General features: G+C 73.9%; 14 protein-coding genes and 1 riboswitch. Of the genes, 7 read left to right on the plus strand and 7 right to left on the minus strand.

What is annotated here, in order from left to right:
- Positions 1 to 431 precede the first annotated feature (431 nt).
- A complete protein-coding gene (locus ACFYP4_RS12395; RefSeq protein WP_358855610.1) occupies positions 432 to 986 on the minus strand; it encodes a MarR family transcriptional regulator in 555 nt (184 codons plus the stop codon).
- A 172-nt stretch (positions 987 to 1,158) separates the two neighbouring features.
- Between ACFYP4_RS12395 and ACFYP4_RS12400 the strand changes: the two genes are divergently transcribed.
- Complete coding sequence (locus tag ACFYP4_RS12400) at positions 1,159 to 2,430, plus strand: MFS transporter (RefSeq protein WP_388785093.1); 1,272 nt, start codon at positions 1,159 to 1,161, stop codon at positions 2,428 to 2,430.
- 24 nt (positions 2,431 to 2,454) lie between these two features.
- Here the strand turns inward: ACFYP4_RS12400 and ACFYP4_RS12405 are convergent, their stop codons facing one another.
- Together ACFYP4_RS12405 and ACFYP4_RS12410 are read right to left on the minus strand one after the other, a co-directional pair.
- The gene (locus ACFYP4_RS12405; protein ID WP_388785095.1) at positions 2,455 to 4,125 is read right to left on the minus strand and encodes a SpoIIE family protein phosphatase; all 1,671 of its coding nucleotides are present in this window, start codon (positions 4,123 to 4,125) and stop codon (positions 2,455 to 2,457) included.
- Positions 4,126 to 4,339: 214 nt separating this feature from the next.
- Positions 4,340 to 5,740 carry an NAD(P)/FAD-dependent oxidoreductase gene (locus ACFYP4_RS12410; protein WP_358855613.1) on the minus strand — a complete coding sequence of 467 codons (1,401 nt, stop codon included), beginning with the start codon at positions 5,738 to 5,740 and terminating at the stop codon, positions 4,340 to 4,342.
- 378 nt (positions 5,741 to 6,118) lie between these two features.
- Here ACFYP4_RS12410 and ACFYP4_RS12415 point away from each other — a divergent pair, with 378 nt between their 5' ends.
- Together ACFYP4_RS12415 and ACFYP4_RS12420 are read left to right on the plus strand one after the other, a co-directional pair.
- A complete protein-coding gene (locus ACFYP4_RS12415) occupies positions 6,119 to 6,883 on the plus strand; it encodes a helix-turn-helix domain-containing protein (RefSeq protein ID WP_358855614.1) in 765 nt (254 codons plus the stop codon).
- Between the two features lie 307 nt (positions 6,884 to 7,190).
- A complete protein-coding gene (locus ACFYP4_RS12420; RefSeq protein WP_388785098.1) occupies positions 7,191 to 9,230 on the plus strand; it encodes a sigma-70 family RNA polymerase sigma factor in 2,040 nt (679 codons plus the stop codon).
- Between the two features lie 50 nt (positions 9,231 to 9,280).
- On the opposite strand, the gene ACFYP4_RS12425 is transcribed toward ACFYP4_RS12420, so the two are convergent.
- The gene (locus ACFYP4_RS12425) at positions 9,281 to 12,574 is read right to left on the minus strand and encodes a BTAD domain-containing putative transcriptional regulator (protein WP_388785100.1); all 3,294 of its coding nucleotides are present in this window, start codon (positions 12,572 to 12,574) and stop codon (positions 9,281 to 9,283) included.
- Positions 12,575 to 12,974: 400 nt separating this feature from the next.
- Positions 12,975 to 15,083, minus strand: a complete 2,109-nt coding sequence (locus ACFYP4_RS12430; RefSeq protein WP_358855617.1) for an asparagine synthase-related protein — start codon at positions 15,081 to 15,083, stop codon at positions 12,975 to 12,977.
- A 909-nt stretch (positions 15,084 to 15,992) separates the two neighbouring features.
- On the opposite strand from ACFYP4_RS12430, the gene ACFYP4_RS12435 reads away from it, so the two are divergent.
- The 4 genes from ACFYP4_RS12435 (at position 15,993) to ACFYP4_RS12450 (ending at position 21,286) form a co-directional block, all read left to right on the plus strand.
- Positions 15,993 to 17,414, plus strand: a complete 1,422-nt coding sequence (locus ACFYP4_RS12435) for an MFS transporter (RefSeq protein ID WP_358855618.1) — start codon at positions 15,993 to 15,995, stop codon at positions 17,412 to 17,414.
- A gap of 108 nt (positions 17,415 to 17,522) precedes the next feature.
- The gene (lhgO, locus tag ACFYP4_RS12440) at positions 17,523 to 18,734 is read left to right on the plus strand and encodes an L-2-hydroxyglutarate oxidase (protein ID WP_388785103.1); all 1,212 of its coding nucleotides are present in this window, start codon (positions 17,523 to 17,525) and stop codon (positions 18,732 to 18,734) included.
- Positions 18,735 to 18,935: 201 nt separating this feature from the next.
- Positions 18,936 to 19,742, plus strand: coding sequence for a tRNA (guanosine(46)-N7)-methyltransferase TrmB (trmB, locus tag ACFYP4_RS12445; RefSeq protein ID WP_358852626.1), 807 nt, complete (start codon positions 18,936 to 18,938; stop codon positions 19,740 to 19,742).
- A gap of 194 nt (positions 19,743 to 19,936) precedes the next feature.
- Positions 19,937 to 21,286, plus strand: a complete 1,350-nt coding sequence (locus ACFYP4_RS12450) for a PrsW family intramembrane metalloprotease (protein ID WP_358852625.1) — start codon at positions 19,937 to 19,939, stop codon at positions 21,284 to 21,286.
- Positions 21,287 to 21,322: 36 nt separating this feature from the next.
- Here the strand turns inward: ACFYP4_RS12450 and ACFYP4_RS12455 are convergent, their stop codons facing one another.
- Positions 21,323 to 22,267 (minus strand): aldo/keto reductase, encoded by a 945-nt coding sequence (locus tag ACFYP4_RS12455; RefSeq protein ID WP_358852624.1) that lies wholly within the window; start codon positions 22,265 to 22,267, stop codon positions 21,323 to 21,325.
- Between the two features lie 65 nt (positions 22,268 to 22,332).
- Positions 22,333 to 23,382: a M23 family metallopeptidase gene (locus ACFYP4_RS12460; protein WP_358852623.1), complete on the minus strand. Its 1,050-nt coding sequence runs from the start codon at positions 23,380 to 23,382 to the stop codon at positions 22,333 to 22,335.
- Between the two features lie 11 nt (positions 23,383 to 23,393).
- Positions 23,394 to 23,551: riboswitch (cyclic di-AMP (ydaO/yuaA leader) on the minus strand.
- Positions 23,552 to 23,692 lie beyond the last annotated feature (141 nt).

Consider the following 23,692-nt stretch of genomic DNA (forward strand, 5'->3'; position numbering starts at 1 on the left):
GTTTCCGACTCTATCAGACCGTTTCCGGTGCCGATTTCCTCGGTGCTTTCCAGGTTCCCGCTTTCGCGTTTCCCTTTCCGGCGGTTCCGACTCTACCAGATCCTTTCGGGCCTGATTCCCAGTCAGGGGGCTTGTCGTCCCGGCTTTTGGGCCGTTCCGACGTCCCAAACTTTAGCGGATCTTCTCGGCGGTTCCTAATCGGAGCTGCCGGAGCCAAATCGAATTGAATTCGGACACGCCGAAATTCAACCCGGTTGGGAGATCGTGCTGGTGGTTTGGGTGCCGCTTCAGCGGCGGAGGTGCTGTCGCAGAACCGTGACGGCCCCGCGGCAACTCGAAGAACCTTACGGATCCGGGAGGGGGCTGTCAACCACCTCTGTCAAGAACTTTTGGGACCGGCCGGCGCCCGCCGACGGCCGGGGTCCGTGCTCTCAGTCCAGGTCGGTGAGACGGCCGCTCGCGTCCGGCTGGGCGTCCTCCACCCTGCGGAGCAGCCGGGTCAGGACCTCGCCGAGGACACCACGCTCGTCGGCGGACAGGTCCTGGAGCAGGTCCTCCTCGAAGACCGTGGCGAGGCGCATCGCCTCCAGCCACTTCTCGCGGCCCTCCGCGGTCAGCTCGACGATGACGCGCACGCGGTTCGACTCGTCCCGCTCCCTGGTGACCAGGCCCTCCGTGACCATGCGGTCGATCCGGTGGGTCATCGCCGCCGGGGTGAGTCCCAGCCGCTTGGCGAGGTCGCTCGGGCCCAGGCGGTACGGGGCCCCCGAGAGGACGAGCGCTTTGAGGACCTCCCAGTCGGCGTTGCTGATGCCGAGGGTGGCGGTCTGCCGGCCGTAGGCGACGTTCATCCGGCGGTTCAGCCGGCCGAGCGCCGAGACGATCTTCTCGACCTGCGGATCGAGGTCACGGAACTCGCGCTGGTATGCCGCGATCTGCTCTTCGAGGGTCGGCTCGCTGGCGCCGACACCGGGGATGTCACCCATGGGCGGAGTATGGCACGGCCCCGCTTGGCCTTGAAGTCCTTCGAGGTGTACAGTTTAGCTTCGAACTTTAGCTCTGAAGTCTTCAGGGTTGACTTCTCGTACTTCTTCTCGGACCGGCTCCCCGTGTGGGGAGCCGGTCCCCGTTCAAAGGCAGGTGAAAGTGACCAGGGCGATGGGCGCAGCGATGCGCCGGATCCATGCGGGCAACGCACTCAGCGCGTTCGGGCTCGGCTTCACGGTTCCGTATCTGTACGTCTACGTGGCGCAGGTGCGGGAGCTGGGGGCCATGACGGCGGGTCTCGTGCTCGCCGTCTTCGCCGTGGCCGCGCTCGTGGTGCTTCCGTTCGCCGGGCGGGCCATCGTCCGGCGCGGCCCGCGGCCGGTCCTCGTCGCCGCCCTGGTCACGGCAGCCGTCGGGGCGCTGAGCCTCGGGCTCGCCGGCAGTGCGACGACCGTCCTGCTGTCGGCGGCGGCGCTGGGTGCCGGACAGGCGGTCATGCAGCCGGCGCTGGCCACGATGATCGTGGACTGCTCGACGGCGGAGACCCGGTCGCGCGCCTTCGCGACGCAGTTCTTCCTGCAGAACCTCGGCCTCGGGGTCGGCGGTCTGATCGGCGGGCATCTTGTCGACACCACGCGCGTGGACTCGTTCACCCTGTTGTTCTCGATCGAGGCGGCGATGTTCCTGCTGCTCGCCGTGATCATGACGACGGTGCGGATGCCGCACGCGCCGGCGGTGGAGGACGCGCCGCGGGGCGGGGGAGGCAGCTGGAAGCAGCTGCTGGGCAACCGGGCCATGGTGCAGCTGTGCGTCCTCGGTTTCGTGCTCTTCTTCGCCTGCTACGGGCAGTTCGAGTCGGGACTGAGCGCGTACGGCGTCGAAGCGGCCGGCATCTCGACGTCCGCGCTCGGTACGGCCCTCGCGGCGAACACGGCGATGATCGTCGTCGCGCAGTTCGCGGTGTTGCGGTTCGTGGAGCGCCGGAAGCGGTCCCGGGTGATCGCCGCGGTCGGGCTGATCTGGGCCCTGGCTTGGGTCGTCGCCGGGTACGCGGGACTCGGGCACGGCAGCGGGACCATGGCGACCGCCGCGTTCGTCTCGACGTACGCGCTGTTCGGGCTCGGTGAGGCGATGCTGTCGCCGACGGTCGCGCCGCTGGTCGCCGATCTGGCGCCGACGGGCATGGCGGGACAGTACAACTCCGCGTTCGCCCTGGTGAAGCAGCTCGCGCTGGCCGTCGGACCGGCGGTGGGCGGCCCGATGGGCGCGTCGCTGCACGCGCCGTACATCGGGACGTTCCTGCTGTTCTCGCTCGGCATCACCTACCTGGCGATCCGGCTCGGACGGCAGCTCACTCCCCTGCAGAACCAGCCGTCGCTCGCCCGGAGCCGGGTGGTGGCGCAGGGCGGCGCTCCCGCGGAGTCCGCGCGCGCCGACGCCTGACGGCGCGGTCTGTCAGACCCCCCGTCAGACACTCCCGCCGGGCAGGGCGAACTCGCACCACACCGCCTTGCCGCCGCCCGGTGTGCGCCGGGAGCCCCAGCCGGTGGCGATCGTGGCGACGATGGCGATGCCCCGTCCCGCCTCGTCGCCGGGCTCGGCGCGGCGGCGGCGCGGCAGGTGGTCGTCGCCGTCGGTGACCTCGATGATCAGCCGGCGGTCGGTGCGCCGCAGCCGCAGCCGCATCGGCGGGGTGCCGTGCTGGAGCGAGTTGGCGACGAGTTCGCTGGCCGCAAGCACACCGAGGTCGTGCAGCTCGCGCGGGAAGCGCCAGCTGGTCAGCACGCCGGAGGCGAAGGCTCGCGCGCGTGGGGTGGCCTCCACACCGCCGAGCAGTTCCAGTGCCGCGTTGCGGAAGAGCTCGCTGTCGGGGCCGGTGCGGGCGGGGTGCTGGAGGACGAGGACGGCGACGTCGTCGTCGTGGTCGGCAGTCACCCCCGCCGAGCGCACCAGCCGGTCGCAGACGACCTGGGGGGTGCCGGTGGCGCCGGCCAGGGCGCGCTCCAGGGCGGCGATTCCCTCGTCGAGGTCCTCGTTGCGCCGCTCCACCAGACCGTCCGTGTAGAGGACTGCCGTGGAGCCGGGGCCGAGCGGGACCGAACCCGAGGCGTGCATCCAGCCGCCCGTGCCGAGCGGGGGCCCGGTGGGCTCGTCCGCGCGCAGCACGGTGCCGCTCTCGTCCCGGACGAGGATCGGCAGGTGGCCCGCGGACGCGTACACCAGCCGGCCCTCGTTGGGGTCGTGGATGGCGTACACGCAGGTGGCGATCTGGTTGGCGTCGATCTCCATGGCGAGGCCGTCGAGGAGCTGGAGCACCTCGTGCGGGGGCAGGTCGAGCCGGGCGTACGCGCGGACCGCCGTACGGAGCTGGCCCATGACGGCGGCGGCGCGCACCCCCCGGCCCATGACGTCGCCGATGACCAGGGCGGTGCGGCCGCCGCCGAGGGTGATCACGTCGTACCAGTCGCCGCCGACCGCGGCCTCCGTGCCACCGGGGTGGTAGGTGGCCGCGACGCGCAGGTCGTCCGGTTCCTCCAGCTCCTGCGGGAGCAGGGAGCGCTGGAGGGTGACCGCGGTCTCACGCTGCCTGCGCTCGCTGGCGCGCAGCCGCTCGGCAGCCTCGGCGTGGTCGGTGACGTCCGTGGCGAAGACCAGGACCCCGCCGCCCCGGCCGTCGGGCGCGCCTTCGCCGTCGGGCGTGTCGACGGGCGTGCAGGTGAAGGTGTACGAACGGCCGTCGGGCGTCCTGCGGGACTTGACGGTGCGGGACTTGGAGCTGCGCAGCACCTGGTCTAGGAGCGGCAGGAGGCCGAGGCCTTCCAGCTCCGGCAGGGCGGCGCGCGCGGGCTCGCCGAGGGGGCGTACGCCGAAGGCCGACACGTACGCGTCGTTCACGTACGCGATGCGGTGGTCGGGGCCGTGCAGCAGGGCGACGAGGGCCGGGACGCGGTCGAGGACTTCACGGACCGGCAGCGCGTCGACGGCGGGCACGGGCGGCGCGTCGTCGGTCAGCTGCTCGGCGCGGGCCGCGGGCACGGATCCGTCCCCCCGCCGGTCCTGGGTGACCGGATGGTCGCTGCGCGCGGCGGCGCGGCGCTGCGTTCCGGGGAGTCGGGCGCTCCAGCGCGTGAAGTTCACGAGTCCTTGCCTCGGGTTCATGACCCCCGGACGGCACGGTCGCCGGGGGTCCGGGGGTCTCCCCCGAAGGAATACAGCACGTGGGAAAAGCATCGTGGGAAAGCATCGTGGGTCCGGAGAGCGGGCGGTGGGACCGCCCGGCCGTGGGCCAGTCTGGCCGACCGGGCCGACATCCGTCAGACGCGGGTCACTCCGGCGGAGTTCCTGGCTCCGGTCAGGACGACCCCTTCGGGTCCTGGGCGGGTTTCCCCCCGGCCGCCAGTTCGAACTCGGCACGGGGGTGTTCGAGCGAGCCCAGCGAGACGATCTCCCGCTTGAACAGCCCGGACAGGGTCCATTCGGCCAGGACACGGGCCTTGCGGTTGAAGGTCGGGACCCGGCTCAGGTGGTAGGCGCGGTGCATGAACCAGGCAGGGTAGCCCTTCAGCCTGCGCCCGTAGACGTGGGCCACGCCCTTGTGCAGCCCGAGCGAGGCGACCGAGCCGACGTACTTGTGGGAGTACGTCTCCAGCTCCTCGCCGCGCAGGGAGTGGGCGATGTTGTCGCCGAGGAGCTTGGCCTGGCGCACCGCGTGCTGGGCGTTGGGCGCGGTCTGCGCGCCGGGCTCCGCGGCGGTGACGTCGGGGACGGCGGCGGCGTCTCCCGCGGCCCACGCGTGCGTGACGCCGTCCACGGTGAGGCGGGGTGTGCACTTCAGGCGCCCGCGCCCGTCGCGCGGCAGGTCGGTGGCGGCGAGCAGCGGGTGCGGCTTCACCCCGGCGGTCCACACGACCGTACGGGTCGGGAAGCGTGCCCCGTCGCTCAGGACGGCGACCCGGTCGGCGCACGTCTCCAGCCGCGTCTCCAGGCGCACGTCGATGTTGCGGCGGCGCAGCTGGGTGACCGTGTACCTGCCCAGCTCCTCGCCGACCTCGGGCAGGATGCGCGGCGAGGCCTCCACGAGGATCCACTTCAGGTCCTCGGGCTTGATGTTGTGGTAGTACCGCGTGGCGTAGCGGGCCATGTCCTCGAGTTCGGCGAGTGCCTCCACGCCCGCGTAGCCGCCGCCCACGAAGACGAAGGTCAGGGCCGCGTCGCGGATCGCGTGGTCGCGGGTGGAGGAGGCGATGTCCATCTGCTCGATGACGTGGTTGCGCAGTCCGATGGCCTCCTCGACGGTCTTGAAGCCGATGCCGTGCTCGGCGAGGCCGGGGACCGGGAGGGTGCGTGAGACGGAGCCGGGCGCGAGGACCAGTTCGTCGTACGCCAGCTCCTCCGCGCTCGCGCCCCGCTCCTCGGTGGCGGGTGTGGTGAGGACCGCGGTGCGCCCGGCGTGGTCGATCGACCGGACCTCGCCGACGACGATCCGGCATCCGCGCAGGACCCGCCGCAGTGGTACGACGACGTGCCGCGGTGAGAGGGAGCCGGCCGCCGCCTCCGGCAGGAACGGCTGATACGTCATGTACGGGTCGGGGGAGACCACGACGATCTCCACCTCGCCCCGTCGGAGCTCCGGTTTCAGCCTTCGCTGCAGGCGCAGCGCGGTGTACAGCCCCACATAGCCGCCACCGACGATGAGAATGCGTGCACTCTTCCGGGGTTCGGGGGTCGTCCCCTGATTGATCTCAGCCGTCACCACCCCATGACGCACCCGGCGCTCGCGTTTGTCCACAGCCCCGGCAATTTGTGTGACCGGCCGCCGCCGCGGCGCCGGGTTGGCCGATTTGCCGGAGTACGCGGAAGACGCCCAGCTCAACGGGGGTGGACGGAGAGAGAGGAAGGGGCGTAACCGGGAGGTAACCGACCCGTGGTCCGATCGGGGGGCGCTCCGTGCGGAACCTGCCCCTTCTGAATTGACCCCCTCTCAACTATGTTCGTGTGTCGACGGGGTGTAGGGGGATGTGCGCGACGAGTCCGCAGGGGCGGGCTCGTGCAACACGCTCGTTCCGCACGCTCCGCCTTCCAATGGCGGGGAGAGTCTCCGGGGGGAGACGTCATTACCGGGGGAACACTTATGCACATTCAGGATTCTCATTGGTCCACCGCGTCGGCCGTCGCACCAGGCGGTGCGCTCGGCGCGGTGAGCGGCAACGGACGTGGGCCAGGCGACAGTTCCCGCACCACGCCGCTCCGCGTGGACGCACAGCGCAATCTGGAACACGTACTGCGCGCGGCGCGCGAGGTCTTCGGCGAGCTGGGGTACGGCGCGCCGATGGAGGACGTGGCGCGGCGCGCCCGGGTCGGTGTCGGCACGGTGTACCGGCGCTTCCCGAGCAAGGACGTCCTGGTGCGCCGGATCGCCGAGGAGGAGACCGCCCGGCTGACCGACCAGGCCCGCTCCGCGCTCGGCCAGGAGGACGAGCCGTGGTCGGCGCTGTCGCGCTTCCTGCGGACGTCGGTCGCCTCGGGCGCGGGGCGGCTGCTGCCGCCCCAGGTGCTGCGGGTGGGCGTCGCCGACGAGGAGCCCGACGGCGTCCTCGTGGACGAGGTCCGGGTGCCGCAGCAGCGGTCCCAGCCGGCCGCCGGACTGCGGCTGGTCGCGGACGCCACGGCCGAACTCGCCGACGACACCGGCGTGGCGGCGCTGCTCGAGGTCGTCGGGCGGCTGGTGGACCGGGCGCGTGCGGCGGGCGAGCTGCGGGCGGACGTGACGGTCGCGGACGTCCTGCTGGTCATCGCCACGGCGGCGCCCTCGCTGCCGGACGCCGCCCAGCAGGCCGCGGCCTCGGCCCGGCTGCTTGACATCCTGCTGGAGGGACTGCGGTCCCGCCCGCTGTAGGACGACGGTCGCGGTGAGGGGTCTCCGGTGACAGGCGGTGGCCCCTCACCGCTGCCGTGTACGGCGGCCTCGACACGGCGTTCGCCGCGCGGGGCGTTTCGAGCGGGCCACCAACTCGCTGCCCTTCAGGACGCTTGTGGGCGAGGAGGCCGTCGATCCTTCCCCGGACGGGTGACGGTCAGTACCGCCGTACGGGAAAACCCCACGGACGAGTGATCGTTCGCTGCTGCCGGGCTCGCCAGGGCTCCCGTATGGCACTCTTTCCCGGAATTTCAGGGACCGAGTGTGCAGGCGGGGGCAGTCCGCGATGAGCGTTGACGGGCGGGGCGAGTCACCCGGCGGCGGGGGCACGGACTCCGGGTCGCCTGCCGCGCGGCGGGTCCCCGGCCAGGGCCGCCCTCCCCGCGGCGACGACCGCGGCGCGAGCGCCGACCCGGGTGAGGACGGAAGCCCGCACAGCCCGCACAGCCCGCACCCCAGCGTGCCGCCACAGCGCGAGCGGCACGAAAACGGCGTGCTCGCACTGCCGTCCGACCGGGCGCCCCTCAACCCACCGCCGTCCGATCCAGCGACGTCCGGCCCAGGGGCGTCCGGCCCGGTGACATCCGATCCGCCGCCGTCCGACGCCGACCTGATCGCGCGCATGCGCGCCGGCGACGACACGGCGTACGAGGCGCTGTACCGCCGTCACGCCGGCGCCGTACGCCGTTACGCGCGCACCTGCTGCCGCGACGGGCACACCGCCGACGACCTCACCGCCGAGGTGTTCGCCCGCGTGCTCCAGGCGGTGCGCGGCGGCAGCGGCCCGGAGTACGCCGTACGCGCGTATCTGCTCACCACGGTCCGCCGCGTCGCCGCGCACTGGACCAAGACCGCGAAGCGGGAGCAACTGGTCGACGACTTCGCGGTGTTCGCCGCGCAGGCCGAGCGCAGTCCCGAGGTCTCGGGCGACGACACACTCGATCTCGGCGCGGACGTGCTCGCGATGCGGGAGGCCGAGCAGTCCATGGCCGTGCGGGCCTTCCGGTCCCTGCCGGAGCGGTGGCAGGCGGTGCTCTGGCACACCGAGGTCGAGGACGAGTCGCCGAGCGAGGTCGCCACGCTCTTCGGGCTCGACGCGAACGGCACCCGCGTCCTCGCCAGCCGTGCCCGGGAGGGCCTCAGGCAGGCCTATCTCCAGGCGCACGTCAGCACCGCGCTCATCGCGGACGAGGAGTGCGCGCGCTACGCCGACCGGCTCGGCGCCCATGCCCGCGGCGGCCTGCGTACGCGCGCCGAGCGCGGGCTGCGCAAGCACTTGGAGGAGTGCGCCAAATGCCGCCTCGCGGCGCGCCAGATCAAGGAGGTCGCCGGCGGCATCCCGGCGGTCGTACCGGTCGCGGTCATCGGCTGGTTCGGCGCCGCCGGGTACGCGAAGGCGGTCGCGCTCGTCGCCGGCGGCACGGGGGCCGGGGCCGCGGGCGCCACCGGTGCGGCCGTCGCCGCGGGTGGCGGGTCCGGCGGAGCCGCGGCCTCCGAGGGGCTCGGCGCACCGGCGAAAGCGGCTGTCGCGGCGGGAGTCGTGGCGGTGGCCGCGGCGGCGGTCGCACTCGCGCTGGTGGGCGACGACAGCACCGTCGGGAAGCCGGAGGCGAGGCCGGCCGCGTCGCACGCCGTCGAGTCGCCGGCACCGGTGCCGGCGCCGAAGCCGCTGAAGCCGCCGAAGCCGCCGAAGCGGGCGACGGCCCGGCCGCCCCTGGTCCCGGCCGCCGCCGCCCCCGCGCCGACGCCCGCCCCGGCCCCGCCTCCGTCGTCCGCCCCGCCGAAGGCCGAGTCGTCCTTCGGGCCCACCGGTCCGAAACCGCAGCCGAGGCCCACACCGCCGCCCCGGCCCGACCCCGAACCCACGCCCCCGCCTCCGCCGGCACCCGTCCCGACCGTCTACCGGTGGAACGAGCTGCGGTACGGCCTCACCGGCGACGGCACCGAACCCGAGATGCGGCTCGGCGAGAGCAGCTGGGTGTGGCAGCGGTGGGGCGTCTCGGTCGGCGGCCGGGAGTACGCGCGCGGCGTGACCGTGCACGGCAGGTCCTCGGTGACCATCGACCTCAACCGCGACTGCTCGGCGTACGACGCCGTGGTCGGTGTCGACGACATGACGAGGGGGCTCGGGAAGGTGCGGTTCTCCGTGTACGCCGACGGGGTTCGTCTCTGGCGGTCCCCGCTGCTGGCGGGCGGCGACCGCGCGGTTCCCGTCCACGTGGACCTCACCGGCCGCCGCACGATCCGCCTCGCCGTCGACCCCGGCACCCCCTTCGACGCGGTGGCGCCGGTGGACTGGGCCGACGCCGGCTTCAGCTGCCGGTGAGGCCCGGGGCCCGCCCCCTGCCGACCAGTCGCTGCCCAGGGGCCGCCCCCCTACCGACCAGGCGGTGCCCAGGGGGTCATGTCCAGGGCTTCCTTCAGCTCCCGCAGGGCGTCGTCCGGGGTGAAGTCCGCGCCCCGGCCCCGTTCGGACTCGCAGCGGCGGGGCCCCAGCGACGTGAGGGCGTCGGCCTCGACGCGCTCGGCGTGGCAGCGCTCCGGCATCGGGCGTGGATGGACGCCCCGCCAGTGTCCGGCGGCGGCGAGCAGGCGGACCGCTCGCGGAAGGTCGTCCATGTCCGCGAACAGCCGGGCCGCGCTCTCCACGAGGGAGGCCGTCACCCACTCCGCGCAGCGCGTGTCCAAGGCCTGCCGCAGGGTCTCGGCCAGCTTCGCCAGCCCCCGCTCGGGGCCCGCCTCGGTCGCCGTGACCAGGGCGTCGATCTGACCGAGTACGGCGAGGAACTGCGGCGGCGGAGTCCCCCGGCCGCTCTCCGCCCGCGCCGCCTCGTACAGTTCACGGGCCCGGTCCGGCTCCCCGTCCTCCAGCGCCATGTGGGCGCGCAGCACCAGGATGAAGGCCCGGGAGTCGGTCACCCCGTGCCGGTCGGCCGCCGCGCTCGCCTCGTCGAGGGCGGCCAGTGCCCCGGTACGGTCGCCCGAGCGGAACGCGATCTCGGCGAGCCTGGCCATGAGGAACGGCGTCTCCACGTGCGCGCTCACCTCGCGGGCGAGCCGCAGCGCCTCCGCGTACTCGCTCCTCGCCTCCTCGAACCGGCCGCGGGCCGTCGCCGCCTCACCGGCCGCGCTGCACACCTGGGCGCGCATCCAACGGTCGCCGACGCGGCGGCTGAGCGTGCGGAGCTCGGCGAGGTCGCCGTCGATGCCGTGCAGACCGCCGGGCGAGTCGACGATCATGTGCGTACGGAACATCAGCGTCACGCCCCTCTCCCAGTCGCCGCCGTACCTGCGGCAGTTGGCGACCGAGGCGTCCAGGGCCGGCCGCAGGTCCTCCGAGAGGCCCAGGAAGTGGACGGCGAGCGGCCAGACGAGGCCCGGCATGACGGCCGCGTCCGGGCCGCCCTTCTCGAAGACACCGATCACCCGCCGGATGTACTCGGGGGAGAACCGGTCCCGCAGCACCTCCAGCGGCTGCGCCTCCGCGAGCAGGAACAGCTCCTGCATCCGCAGCCTCATCCGCATCCGGTGCAGAGGATGGGTCTCCTCGGAGTCGGCGCCGGCGAGATACGCCCGGACGGGATCGGCGGCGTCCGACGCGGACAGGTCGCCGCCGGCGTCCAGGACGACGCCCAGCCGCAGGATGCGGCCGGTCCACTCCGCGCCCTCCTGGCGGTAGTTGCGCAGCCACCAGAACCAGCACATGGCGAGGGCGAGGGAGCCCGCCTCCTCCTCGGCACCGGCGAGGACCGCCCGCCGCAGGGCGGCCCTGATGTTGTCGAGCTCGGTCTCCAGGCGCCGGATCCAGGGCAGTTGCCCGGCGGACCGCAGCTGGGGCTCGGCCTCCTCCACGAGGGCGCGCGCCCACGCGCGGTGGCGGCGTTCGGCCGCGGCGCGCAGCCCGGGCACCTCGTCGGCGCGTTCGGCGGCGTACTCGTGGATCGTCTCCAGCATCCGGTACCGCATGCCGCCGCCGGCGCCGTCCTCGTACGGCGTGGCGACGATCAGGGACTTGTCGACGAGCGCCCCGACCAGGTCGGCCGCGGGACCGGTGCACACCGCCTCGGCGGCGGCGAGGTCCCAGCCGCCCGCGAAGACGGACGCCTCGCACAGCACGGTGCGCTCCCGCTCGTCGAGCAGGTCCCAGGACCAGTCGACGACGGCACGCAGCGTCTGCTGGCGGGGCAGCACCGTACGGCTGCCGGAGGTGAGCAGCCGGAACCGGTCGTCGAGGCGGTCGGCGATCTGCCGGGGCGTGAGCAGGCGCAGCCGGGCGGCGGCCAGTTCGATGGCGAGGGGCAGTCCGTCGAGCCTGCGGCAGATCTCGTCCACCGCGCGGGGATCGTGCACCGCGTCGCCGTCGGGCCGGGCCGCGGCGGCACGCTCCATGAACAGCCGGTGCGCGGGGTCGAGCGGCAGCGGCTCCACCGGGCGCACCAACTCGCCCGGTACGCCGAGGGGTTCGCGGCTGGTGGCCAGGATCGTGAGGTCCGGGCAGTGCGTCAGCAGGGTCTCCGCGAGGCCGGCGGCGGCGCCGATGACGTGCTCGCAGTTGTCGAGGATCAGCAGCAGGCCGCGCGGGGCGCAGTACTCGACGAGCAGGGCGACCGGGTCGGCCTGTGCCGTCGCGGCGGACAGCTCGTTGGTGATCAGGACGGTCTCGCGCAGCCCGAGGGCACTGACCACCGCGCTGGGCACGGCCTCCGGACGCTCCAGCGGGGCCAGCTCGGCCAGCCACGCCTGCGGCAGCCCGGCGGCGGCCTCCTCGGCGAGGCGGGTCTTGCCCGAGCCGCCGGGTCCGGTCAGGGTGAGCAGGCGTGCCCCGCGCATCTCGGCGCGGATGGCCGCCAGTTCGGGTTCCCGCCCGACGAAGGAGTTCAGCCGCCGCCGGATGTTCCCGCTCGGCGGAACCGGCGGGCCGGGCTCCGGCACGGATACGGAGTCAGCGTCGAGGGCACCCGCGAGCAGCTCCCGGTGCAGTGCCCGCAGCTCGGGCCCCGGGTCGGTTCCCAGCCCCTCCAGCAGGTTCTGGCGCACGCCCTCGTACGCGGCGAGGGCGTCCGCGTGGCGTCCCGAGTCGCGCAGGGCGCGCAGGAGGAGGGCGTGCAGGGGTTCGTCGTAGGGGTGGGCGGCGGTCAGTTCCCGCAGCTCCGGTACGGCGTCGGGGGCGCGGCCGAGTTGCAGGTCGGCGGCGATGCGGGTGCGCGTCGCCTCCAGGCGCAGGGCCTCGGGCCGGGTCGCCGCGGCGCGGTCAGGGAGGTCCGCGAGGGCGGGGCCGCGCCACAGGGCGAGAGCCTCGCGCAGCTCGCGGGCGGCGGTCGCCGCGTCGCCCCGGTCGAGGGCGGCCTTTCCCGTCCGTACGAGACGCTCGAAGACGTACAGGTCGACGTCGTCCCGCGCCGCGGCGAGCCGGTAGCCGCCGGGCTCGGAGGTGACCGTGTGCCTGCCGGCGGTACGGCGGAGGCGGGCGACCAGGGCCTGGAGGGCGGCCGGGGCGTCCTGCGGCGGATCGTCCGCCCACACCTCGTCGATCAGGCTCTCGGGGGTGACCGTGCGGCCGGGGTGCAGGGCCAGGGCGGTGAGGAGTGCGCGTACGCGGGGGCCGCCCAGGGGTATGGGGGTTCCCTGGTCGTCCGCCGCCTGGGTGACGCCCAGGATTCTGTACCGCACCCGCCCATTGTCTCCGGGGCCCCACGCCCCGCCACCGGCTTTTCCCCGGCGAGCCGTGTGGCGGTCCCGCCAAGACAACCGCAGCGGAAGCAACTCGAACCCCGCCCGTACCGCAATGGGTACGGCCTGCACCCGCCCTCCCGCCAAGACAACCGCAGCGCGAGCAACTCGAACCCCGCCCTTACCGCAATGGGTACGGTCTGCACCCGCCCTCCCACAGAAGGGGCCGTGCCGGTACATCAAATGCCCGTTGCAGGTCGGGCAGACAACCCCGGGCCCTCATGCAACGCGGCTGTACGCCCGACATGCAACGGGCGGATGTACTGGCGCGGCCCCGCCCCACCCACCGGGCCAAGGCGCCCGGCGGTCACCCCAGGCACGGCCCCCGCACCAACACCCGTCAGGGCGCCCCCGCCAGCCCCCGACGCCCCGCCGACCCCAACGCCCGCCCCTGCGGAGCGATCCCCGCCGGTACCGCCCGCTGCCGCGCCGGCGTCCCCGTCCAGCACGTCCCCCGGCGCCCCAGCAGCCGGCGCAGCCACAGCTCCAGCGAGACCAGGTCGGCGAGCCCGTCCAGCGGCAGCGGCTCACCGTCCGCCGCCGCCCGCAGCGCCTTGCGGACCACCCGCGCCTCCACCAGCCCCGCCTCCGCCAGCAACGGCGTGTCGAACAACGCGATCAGCGAGTCGACGGACACCCGCAGCCCCGTACGCGTGGCCGCCGCGGCCGAGGCGTGGGACGGCGCACCCCAGCCCGGGGGAAGGTCCCCGACGCCGGCCCCCTCCAGCACCGTACGGAGGATCGCGGCCCGCGCCCCGGGCTGCACCCGCAGCGCCTCGGGCAGCGCCCGGCACGCCCGTACCACCTGGTTGTCGAGGAACGGCGCGTGCAGCCGCTGGAAGCGGATCTCGGCGGCCTGCTCCAGGATGCGCAGATCCGCCGCGTGCCGCGCCAGCGCGGCACGCGCGCGGAAGTCGCCGGGCCGCTGCCCCGGACTCACCCCGGGCCGCCCGGACGCCCCTTGCAGGCGAACCGATACTTCAGCCAGTGCCTCCCCGGTCAGCCACCGCGCGGCCGGCCCGGGCCTGGCCCAGGTGAGTGCGGCGAGGGAGGCGCCCACGGCCCCGCCGGGTTCCTCGAACCGCCGGTGCAGCAGCCGGTCGGCGAGGACGTCGACCCCGGCCCGGTAGGGCGTACGGGCGAGCCTGCGCGCCGCGCCGTACACGCGCGCGGGGACCATGACGGAACCGTCGGCCCGGGCGAGCGCCGCGACGGGGCGCACCAGATGGCGCCGCTTGCGGTCCATCAGGAGGTCCGCGAGGCGGGCGGGATGCGCGTCGAGCACCTGCCGCGCCCCGTACCCGGTGAAGTGGTCCGCGCTGCCCGCGGCGAGCCGCGCCCGGTGCCGGGCGGCGCTGACCAGCGAGGGCCCCGGCTCGTCGGTGAGCGGCCCCTCCAGGTCGGCGTAGGGCAGGACCTCCTCGCCGCCGGTGACGACCACGTGGTGCAGCCGGGGGTTGGCGGCCAGCGTCCCGGCCCGCTCGAGCTCGGCCTCGCGCCCGCTGACGGCGAGGTCGTTGAAGGTGACGGCGAGGAGCCGCTCCCCGGCGCCGGTGCCGTGCCCCAGCACGGTTCCCGGCATCCCGGGGAGCCCGGCCGCGAGGAGCGCCAGGGTGCCCGAGGCGGGCCCGCCGGAGAGGTCGGCGCCGATGCCGGGCACCGGCATGCCGCGCGCGGCGCGCCGCTCGGCGGGCCCCATGCCGGGCACGGGCCCGGGGTCCACGTCGGCGCCGGGCACGTGCCGGGGCGCGGCGAGCCGGGCGCGGACGGCGTCGACGAGGGTGTCGCGGACGGCGTCCACGGAGGCGGTCGGATCGGCGGTGGGCGCGGCGACGGCGAGCGAGGCGACGGCCTCGTACCCGGCGATCTCCCGGGCGCCCGCCCGCAGGATGAGCGCGTGTCCGGGCGGGATGCGCCGCACGCCGTCGTAGGGGGTCGAGTCGTGCACGGCGGCGGGTACGTCGGGGGCGGCGAGGAGCGCGGCGAGGTGCCCGAAGTCGAGGTTGGCCTCGATGAGGTCGGCGAGGGGCAGGGCGGCGGTCGCGTAGGCCGTGCCGCCCGCCCAGGGGGTGTGGAACACCGGCCGGGCGCCCGCGAGATCGCCGCAGACGGTGACCCGCCGCCCGGCCTGGACGATGACGGTGTAGCTGCCCGGCCAGGCGGTGAGATGCCGAAGTGCCCCGCCGCGGGCGGCGAAGAGCCCGACGCGCAGTTCCTCGTCGGAGGCGCCGCAGGTGCCCAGCACGGCGATGCGGTTCTGCGCGTCGGCGTGCACGACGCGCACCTCGTCGGGGCGCCAGTCGCCGACCGCCCAGAGCGGATCGGGGTCGCCCCAAAGGAGTTGGGAGCCCACCGGGTGCACGGTCTCGCCGTCACTTCCGGTGGATCCTGCCGAGCCGATCTCAGAGGCTCTGGCGGCGGTACTGCTCCACCCCACCAACCACCGCATCGCCGCCTCCACAGGGTGTGGACAACCAGTGCACCGCACGAACTGGGCACCATGCTGCCACGAAGCGGGCATGCGGGAAGGCCTGTGCGACTGCTTGCGCCCCCCGGAATGCGCCCCCGTGGGCCCCGGCCACCTCCCGACGAGGCCCCGGGACGAGGCACCGGACGAGGCACTGAGGACGTCGAGGACCAGATGACGGATCGTCAGGGGTACGGTGGACGCGCCACGTTGACGGCCGGACGGCGAACCACCCGGACCCCCGGACCCCCGGACCACGGCGACGGGCCGCGCCCGCACCCCGCACCCGGGGCGGCCACGAAGGATTCCCCACGGCCGCCGCGGAGAACTCCCGCGACCGCCGCCGCGGAGGACTCCCGCGACCGCCGCCGAGGCCTCCGCACCAACGGCGACGCGAATGCGCCCCCGATACGCTCCCCAAAGGCACCCCGCGCGCCCTCAAGTGACGTGGTGAGAGCGCGAATCCGCCTCCAGAGGCACCGTCGAAAATAAGCCAAATCGACGCGGGACGGTCAGGCGTGCACACGCTCCGTACAGGCCCTGCGCAGGGACCGCCGACCCGCAGTCCGGGAGGCGAGGCTCGCCTCCCGGACCGGTCCGCCGCCCGCGGGGATGTAGACGACGGTGTCCCCCAGCCCACCGGATCCAGTACAGCGGGCCGACCCACGCGTCCCCATGGAAGCGCTCCCGGGATGGCCGGAGAAGAGCGCACGGACAGGCGCACGGCCACACAACGGGAGCACGCCGCAACACTCCGTACTGCCGTGCGGACCACATTCCCGCCATCCGGAAGTACGCCCCTTAACGCTTGGGATTGGGCGAACTACGCTGGGTTTACGAATGCCGCGTGGTTATGCCAGCACGGCAGCCGTCTGTGTCGAGGGGTGGCGCATGTCCAGGGAGCAACGCGGGCCGAACGAAAAACTCGGCACCGTTCTCGCCCTCGCGGGAATCAGCAACGCAGGCCTCGCGCGACGCGTCAACGACCTTGGCGCTCAGCGCGGCCTGACTCTTCGCTACGACAAGACGTCGGTGGCGCGCTGGGTGTCGAAGGGAATGGTGCCCCAGGGTGCCGCCCCGCACCTGATCGCCGCCGCCATCGGGCAGAAGCTCGGCCGCCCCGTACCGCTCCACGAGATCGGTCTGGCGGACGCGGATCCCGCGCCGGAAGTGGGCCTCGCCTTCCCCCGCGACGTGGGGCAGGCGGTGCGGTCGGCGACGGAGCTGTACCGCCTCGACCTCGCCGGGCGCCGCACGGGCGGCGGCATCTGGCAGTCGCTCGCCGGTTCGTTCGCGGTGAGCGCCTACGCGACGCCCGCCTCACGATGGCTGATAACCCCGGCCGACAGTTCGGTGGCACGCGACGAGAACCCCGGCGAGGGCTCCGGAGCACCGCTGAAAGTCGGCCACAGCGATGTGCTGAAACTCCGTGAGGCCGCCGAGGACGCCCGGCGCTGGGACTCCAAGTACGGCGGGGGCGACTGGCGTTCGTCCATGGTGCCCGAGTGCTTACGCGTCGAGGCGGCGCCGCTGCTGCTCGGCGCGTACTCCGACGAGGTGGGCCGGGCCCTCTTCGGGGCGAGCGCCGAACTGACCCGACTGGCCGGCTGGATGGCCTTCGACACCGGCCAGCAGGAAGCCGCCCAGCGCTACTACATCCAGGCGCTGCGCCTGGCCCGCGCCGCCGCGGACGTGCCCCTCGGCGGCTACGTCCTGGCGTCGATGTCCCTCCAGGCCACCTACCGGGGCTTCGGCGACGAGGGCGTCGACCTCGCCCAGGCCGCCCTGGAGCGCAACCGCGGACTGGCCACCGCCCGCACCATGAGCTTCTTCCGCCTGGTCGAGGCACGGGCCCACGCGCGCGCCGGCGACGCCCAGGCCGCCGGCGGAGCCCTGAAGGCCGCCGAGGGCTGGCTGGAGCGGGCCCGCGACGGCGACCACGACCCGTCCTGGCTCGGCTTCTACTCGTACGACCGGTTCGCCGCCGACGCCGCCGAGTGCTACCGCGACCTCAAGGCACCCCGCCAGGTCCGCCGCTTCACCGAGCAGGCGCTGTCGAAGCCGACGGAGGAGTTCGTCCGCTCCCACGGGCTGCGCCTGGTGGTGTCGGCGGTCGCCGAGCTCGAGTCGGGCAATCTGGACGCGGCCTGCGAGCAGGGCGTACGGGCCGTCGAGGTCGCCGGGCGCATCTCCTCGGCGCGCACCACCGAGTACGTGAAGGACCTCCTGCACCGGCTGGAGCCGTACGGCGACGAGCCGCGGGTGGTGGAGCTGCGGGAGCGGGCACGGCCCCTGCTGATGGCTCCCGCGTAACGGCGGGCTCCCGGCTCCCCCCGGCCCCCGCGGGCGCCGGGGAGCCTTCCCGGGTTTGAGGGCATTGTCAGTGGCGCAGTGCACTATCGAAGCCGGGAGGTGAAGCGGGTGCGGCAAGGGGCTGCCTACGACTGCGACGTGCTGGTGACCGGCGGCGGGATCGTCGGCCTGTCGGCGGCGTACGCGATCACGCGTGCCGCACCGGGCACGCGGGTCACGGTGCTGGAGAAGGAGCAGGGCCCCGCCCGCCACCAGACCGGGCGCAACAGCGGCGTCATCCACAGCGGGGTGTACTACCGCCCCGGCTCCCTGAAGGCGCGCTACGCGGTGCGGGGCGCCGCCGAGATGACGAAGTTCTGCGCCGAGTACGGCATCGCGCACCGCGTCACCGGCAAGCTGATCGTCGCCACCGAGAAGTCCGAGCTGCCCCGCCTGCACGCCCTCGTCCAGCGCGGCCGGGAGAACGGCATCCCGGTCCGCGAGCTGGGCGCCGCCCAGATCGGGGAGTACGAGCCGCAGGTCCGCGGTCTCGCCGCCATCCACGTCGGGACGACCGGCGTCTGCGACTTCGCCGCCGTGGCCCGCCACCTCGCGGAGTCCTCCGGCGCCCGCATCCACTACGGGGCGCGGGTCGTCCGCATCGACCGGCGCCCCGAGCTCGGCGTCGCCGTCCGCACGGCCGACGGCAGGGTCGTCCGCGCCCGCGTCCTGGTCAACTGCGCGGGACTGCACTGCGACGAGGTCGCCCGCCTCGCCGGGGACGACCCGGGCATGCGGATCGTGCCCTTCCGCGGTGAGTACTTCACCCTGGCACGGCCGGAGCTGGTGAGCGGCCTGGTCTATCCGGTGCCGGACCCGGCGTTCCCTTTCCTGGGCGTGCATCTGACCCGGGGCATCGACAACAGCGTGCACATCGGCCCGAACGCGGTACCCGCGCTGGCCCGCGAGGGGTACGGCTGGGGCACGGTGAGCCCGCGCGAGCTGGCGGCGACGCTGGCCTGGCCCGGCTCCTGGCGGATCGGCCGCCGGCACTGGCGGTACGGGGCGGGCGAGCTGCGCCGCTCGGTCTCCAGGACGGCGTTCACGGAGGCCGTCCGGCGGCTGCTGCCCGCGATCACGCCGGACGACCTGATACCGGCCGCGGCGGGGGTCCGCGCGCAGGCCGTCCTGCGGGACGGGACGCTGGTGGACGACTTCCTGATCCAGGAGCGCCCCCGGACGGTCCACGTACTGAACGCGCCCTCCCCCGCCGCCACGGCGTCGCTACCGATCGGCCGGGAGATCGCCCGCCGGGCCCTGAAGTCCCTCGCCGGGACCTGACCGCATCGCCGCGCCCCGCACCGGGCCCGCCCGGCCGGCCGGGCCCGGCTGAAGCCGGCGCAGGGCCCGCCCGGGACCGGGTACGCGGGACCCGGTACGCAAGCCCGGGTCCCGGTGCGAAGCCGCCCGGGACCGGTATGGGCCCGGTGGGCGGCCCGCGCGGCAGGTGTCCGGCCGTAGCCGCCGTAAAATCGACTCACTGTGTCTGATTCCCTCAACTCCTCCGAAGAGCCCCGGCCCTCCGTCGCCGACGGTTCGCCGGGTCCCGCCCCTGCCCGTGCCAAGAGCGAGCCCCGCTTCCCCGACGGACCGAAGCCGGATCCGGCCGGGTCGCACTTCGAGCGCCGGATCCGGAGTTTCCAGCCCCGGCGCAGCCGGGTGACCGCCGGCCAGGCGGACGCCCTGCGGCGGCTGTGGCCCAAGTGGGGACTGGACATCGACGGACGCCCCCTGGACCTCGCGGAGCTGTTCGGCCCCGGCCGTCCCGTCGTCCTGGAGATCGGCTTCGGGATGGGTGAGGCCACCGCGCAGATGGCGGCCGCGGATCCGGACACCGGCATCCTCGCCGTCGACGTGCACACCCCGGGCCAGGGCAATCTGCTCAACCTCGCCGACCGCGAGGGCCTGACCAACATCCGCGTGGGCAACGGCGACGCGATCATCCTGCTCCGCGAGATGCTGTCGCCGGACACGCTGGACGGGCTGCGCGTGTACTTCCCGGACCCGTGGCCGAAGAAGCGGCACCACAAGCGCCGCATCATCCAGCCGGAGTTCCTGACCCTCGCCGCGTCCCGTCTGCGGGCCGGCGCCCTCGTCCACTGCGCCACCGACTGGGAACCGTACGCCGAGCAGATGCTGGACGTGCTGACCGCGCACCCGGACTTCCAGAACACCCGGCCCGACGGCGGCTACGCGCCCCGTCCCGGCTTCCGGCCGCTGACCCGTTTCGAGGGCCAGGGGCTGGACAAGGGCCATGTGGTGCACGACCTGCTGTTCCGCCGGGTGTAGCACCCGCCCGGCCACCGGGCCGGACAGTCCGCGCACCGAACCGGACAGGCCGCGCACCGAACCGGACAGGCCGCGCACCGGACCCGGCCGCCGGAGGAGCACGCCGACCGACCGACCGCCGGCGGCTGACGCACCGCACGGCATCCGCCGGGCGCCCTCGCGGGCGGCGCCCCTCCCTCGTTAGGGTCGATGCCGTGGCCACCTTTCCCCCGTACCCGACGTACCCCAGCGGCTCCGCCGACGGCGGGCTGCGGCACGCGCACTGGTGGCAGCACAGATGGGTGCGTTACGGCGCCCTGATCACCCTGCTCGCGCTGTCCGGGCTCGTCATCCTGGCCCTCGTCCGCAGGCAGACCGGCACCCAGGGCTTCCTGGTCGGCCTGGGCCTCGCCATCCTGCCCGTCCCGCTCCTCGTCGCCGCGTTCCGCTGGCTGGACCGGGTCGAACCGGGCCCCCGGCGGAACCTCGTCTTCGCCTTCGCCTGGGGCGCGTGCGCGGCGGCGCTGATCGCGATCGTCGCCAACAGCTTCGCGACCCGCTGGATAGCGACCGCGACCGCCGACCCGTCCAGCGCCGACACGCTCGGCGCGACGGTCATAGCGCCCGTGGTGGAGGAGTCCGCGAAGGGCGCGGCCGTGCTGCTGGTCTTCCTGTTCCGCAGACGGGACTTCACGGGGATCGTCGACGGAGTCGTCATCGCCGGGATCACCGCCACCGGCTTCGCGTTCACCGAGAACATCCTCTACCTCGGCACCGCCTTCGGCACCGACCAGCTGAACGGCGACCGGGGACTCGCGTCCGTGACGGCGGCGACCTTCTTCGTGCGCGTGGTGATGTCGCCCTTCGCGCACCCGCTGTTCACCGTCCTCACCGGCATCGGGTTCGGCATCGCCGCGCTCTCCGCGGACCGCCGGCGGCTGCGGCGCGTACTGCTGCCCCTGTCCGGCCTGCTGACGGCCATGGGCATGCACGCCATGTGGAACGGCTCGTCGTCCTTCGGCGAGTACGGCTTCTTCGCGGTCTACGCGGCGTTCATGGTCCCCGCGTTCGGGCTGCTCACCTGGCTGGTCGTCTGGACCCGCCAGCGGGAGCTGCGCACGGTGCGCGCGGAACTGCCCGCCTACGCCGTCACCGGGTGGCTGGCCGCGCCCGAGCCGTTCGTGCTCGGCTCCATGCGCGCGCGGCGCCTCGCCCGCGACTACGCCAAGCACCACTTCGGCCGGGCCGCCGCGCGCTCCGTCGCCCAGTACGAGGCCTACGCGACCTCGCTCGCGTTCCTGCGGCACCGGGGACGCCGTGGCCACGCCGGCCCCGACTTCGTCGTACGGGAGAGGGAGCTGCTGCACGAGCTGTGGCGGCGCAGGGACGTCGCCCGCCCCTCCCTCGCGTACGCGGCCCGCGCCGCCGCGCCCCCGGTCGCACCCCCGTGGCCGCCGGTGCACGCGCCGGCGCACGCCCGGCCGTACGCCGGCCCCGCGGCGGCGTACCGCCCGCCCCACCCCGCGTACGACGCGTATCCGGCCTACAACCCCTACCGCTCGTGAGGCCGCAGGCAGGCCCGCAGGCCTGGCTGACAGGCCCTACGCCGACGCCCGCGTCAGCTCGGCCGACTCCGCGTCCGTGAGGGTCAGGTCGGCCACGCCCAGGAGCGCAGGGAGTTGCTCGGCCGTCCGCGCGGAGGCGAGCGGCGCGGCCACCGTGGGCCGGTCGGCGAGCCACGCCAGGGCGATGGTGGCGTGCGGGACGCCCCGGGACTCGGCGATCTCGTCCAGCGCGGCCAGCACGCGACGCCCGCGCTCGGTCTCCAGGTGCTTGCCTGCGCCCGCGGCCCGCGCGGAGTCGACCGTCGTACCGGGGCGGTACTTGCCGGTCAGGAAGCCGGAGGCGAGGGCGTAGTAGGGGACGGTGGCGAGGCCGGAACGGGAGGCGATCTCCTGGAGCGGGCCCTCGTAGGTGTCGCGCGAGACGAGGTTGTAGTGCGGCTGGAGGGCGACGTAGCGGGCGAGGCCCTCGCGGTCGGAGAACTCCAGGGACTCCTGGAGCCGCTCGGGCGAGATGTTGGAGGCGGCGACGGCGCGCACCTTGCCTGACCGCACCAGTTCGTCGAGGGTGCCGATGATCTCCTCGACCGGGACCGAGGGGTCGTCGTAGTGCGTGTAGTAGAGGTCGATGTAGTCCGTCCCCAGGCGGCGCAGCGACGCGTCGGCCGCGGCCCTGAGGGTGTCCGGGGACAGCCCCTTGTACGCGGGATGGGCACCGGCCTTGGTGGCCAGGACGATCTCGGAGCGGTTGCCGCGCGCGGCGAACCACCTGCCGATGACCGTCTCCGACTCGCCGCCCTCGTTGCCGGGTGCCCACGAGGAGTAGGTGTCGGCGGTGTCCACGAAGTTGCCGCCGGCTGCCGCGTACGCGTCCAGCACGGCGAAGGACGCGTCCTCGTCGGCGGTCCAGCCGAAGACGTTGCCGCCGAGGGCGAGCGGGAAGACCTCGAGGTCGGACGGGCCGAGCTTGCGGAGTGCGGTCATGGTGCATCTCAACACCGTTGACCGAGGTACGTATTCCGCAGGCCCGGCCGGGAGGGCCGCCTTGGTTACGGGTTGAGGCCCTTGCTCTGCAGCCAGGCCAGCGGGTCGACACCGCCGGCGCTGCCGCCCGGGTGCACCTCCATGTGCAGGTGAGGCCCGGTCACGTTGCCGGTCGCGCCGACCCGCCCGATGACCTCACCGGTGGAGACCTTCTGGCCCACGCCGGCGCTGATGGACGACTGGTGGCAGAGCCAGATCTCGGTGCCGTCGTCGAGGGTGAGGACCGTGCGGTAGCCGTACGCACCGGCCCAGCCGGCCTCGGTGACGGTGCCGCTGTGCACGGCTTTGATCAGCGTGCCGGTGGGCGCCGCGAAGTCGAGGCCGGTGTGGTGGCCGGAGGACCACATGGCACCGGCGTCACCGAAGTGCGAGGTCAGCGTGTACGAGGAGGTCGGCAGCGTGTAGCTCTTGGCGAGCTTGGCGAGGCGCTCGGCCTCCGCCTTCTCCTTGGCCTCCTGCTCCGCCTTCTTCTTGGCGGCGGCGGCCTTGGCCTCGGCCTCGTCCTGCGACTTGGCCGCTTCCTCGGCGGCCTTCTTCACGGCGGCGGCCTGCGCGGCCTCGGCGGCCTTGAGGTCGACCTGGTCCTGCTGCGACTCGGCCTGCTGCATGATGCGGGCACGCAGGGCCTCGCCCGCGCCGGCGGTGCCCTGGGCCGTGTCCGAGCCGGCGAGTCCGGCGGTGGTGAGCGGGGTGGCGGAGGCGGCCGTGGCGGGTTCGGCGGAGCCGTCCGATATCAGGTTCCTGGCCGAGTCGGCGACCGACGACAGGTCGGGCATCGAGATGGAGACCGGGGGCTTGCCGCTCTGCGCGGTGGCCATGCCGCCCGCGCCGACGGCGGCGATGACGCCGACGCCGAGGACGGTGGAGCTCCGGGCGAGTCCTCCGCCGCGCTGCTTGGAGACGCGGTGCCGGCCACGTACGGGACGGACGGAATCCGCGGTGGGATTCCACTCCTCCCAGGGGCCCTCGTCGTTGCCGTGGCCGTAGCCGAAGGTGTCGCTCTGCTTCTCACTCGGCGCGAACGAGGTGTTCTGGGCAGGCCGGTTGGACGCCACGTGGGCGCGCTCCTTTCCTTCCTTCTCGCCTACCGGGTTAGCTGACGGGTTCGGAGCAGGAAGGTCTCCTACGCGCGTCAACCAGGGTGCGCTGCACCGTGATAGACGCTCGATTCACCCCAAATTGGTGGTTCCCCGGTTCCCTTGCGGGATTCGGCGCGTGCGCACGGAGCCGTCTCTTGTGACGGCTGGGACGACCGCGCTGCGTTATCGAACGTTAATAGACGCGGGTCCCCTATTCCAAGCTGTTCCGACTGATCATTAACGTCTTCGTCACGGACTTACGGGTCACGAGCGGTGAAAACCGGGC

Source organism: Streptomyces sp. NPDC005551 (assembly GCF_042871785.1).
In the GTDB taxonomy this organism is placed as follows: domain Bacteria; phylum Actinomycetota; class Actinomycetes; order Streptomycetales; family Streptomycetaceae; genus Streptomyces.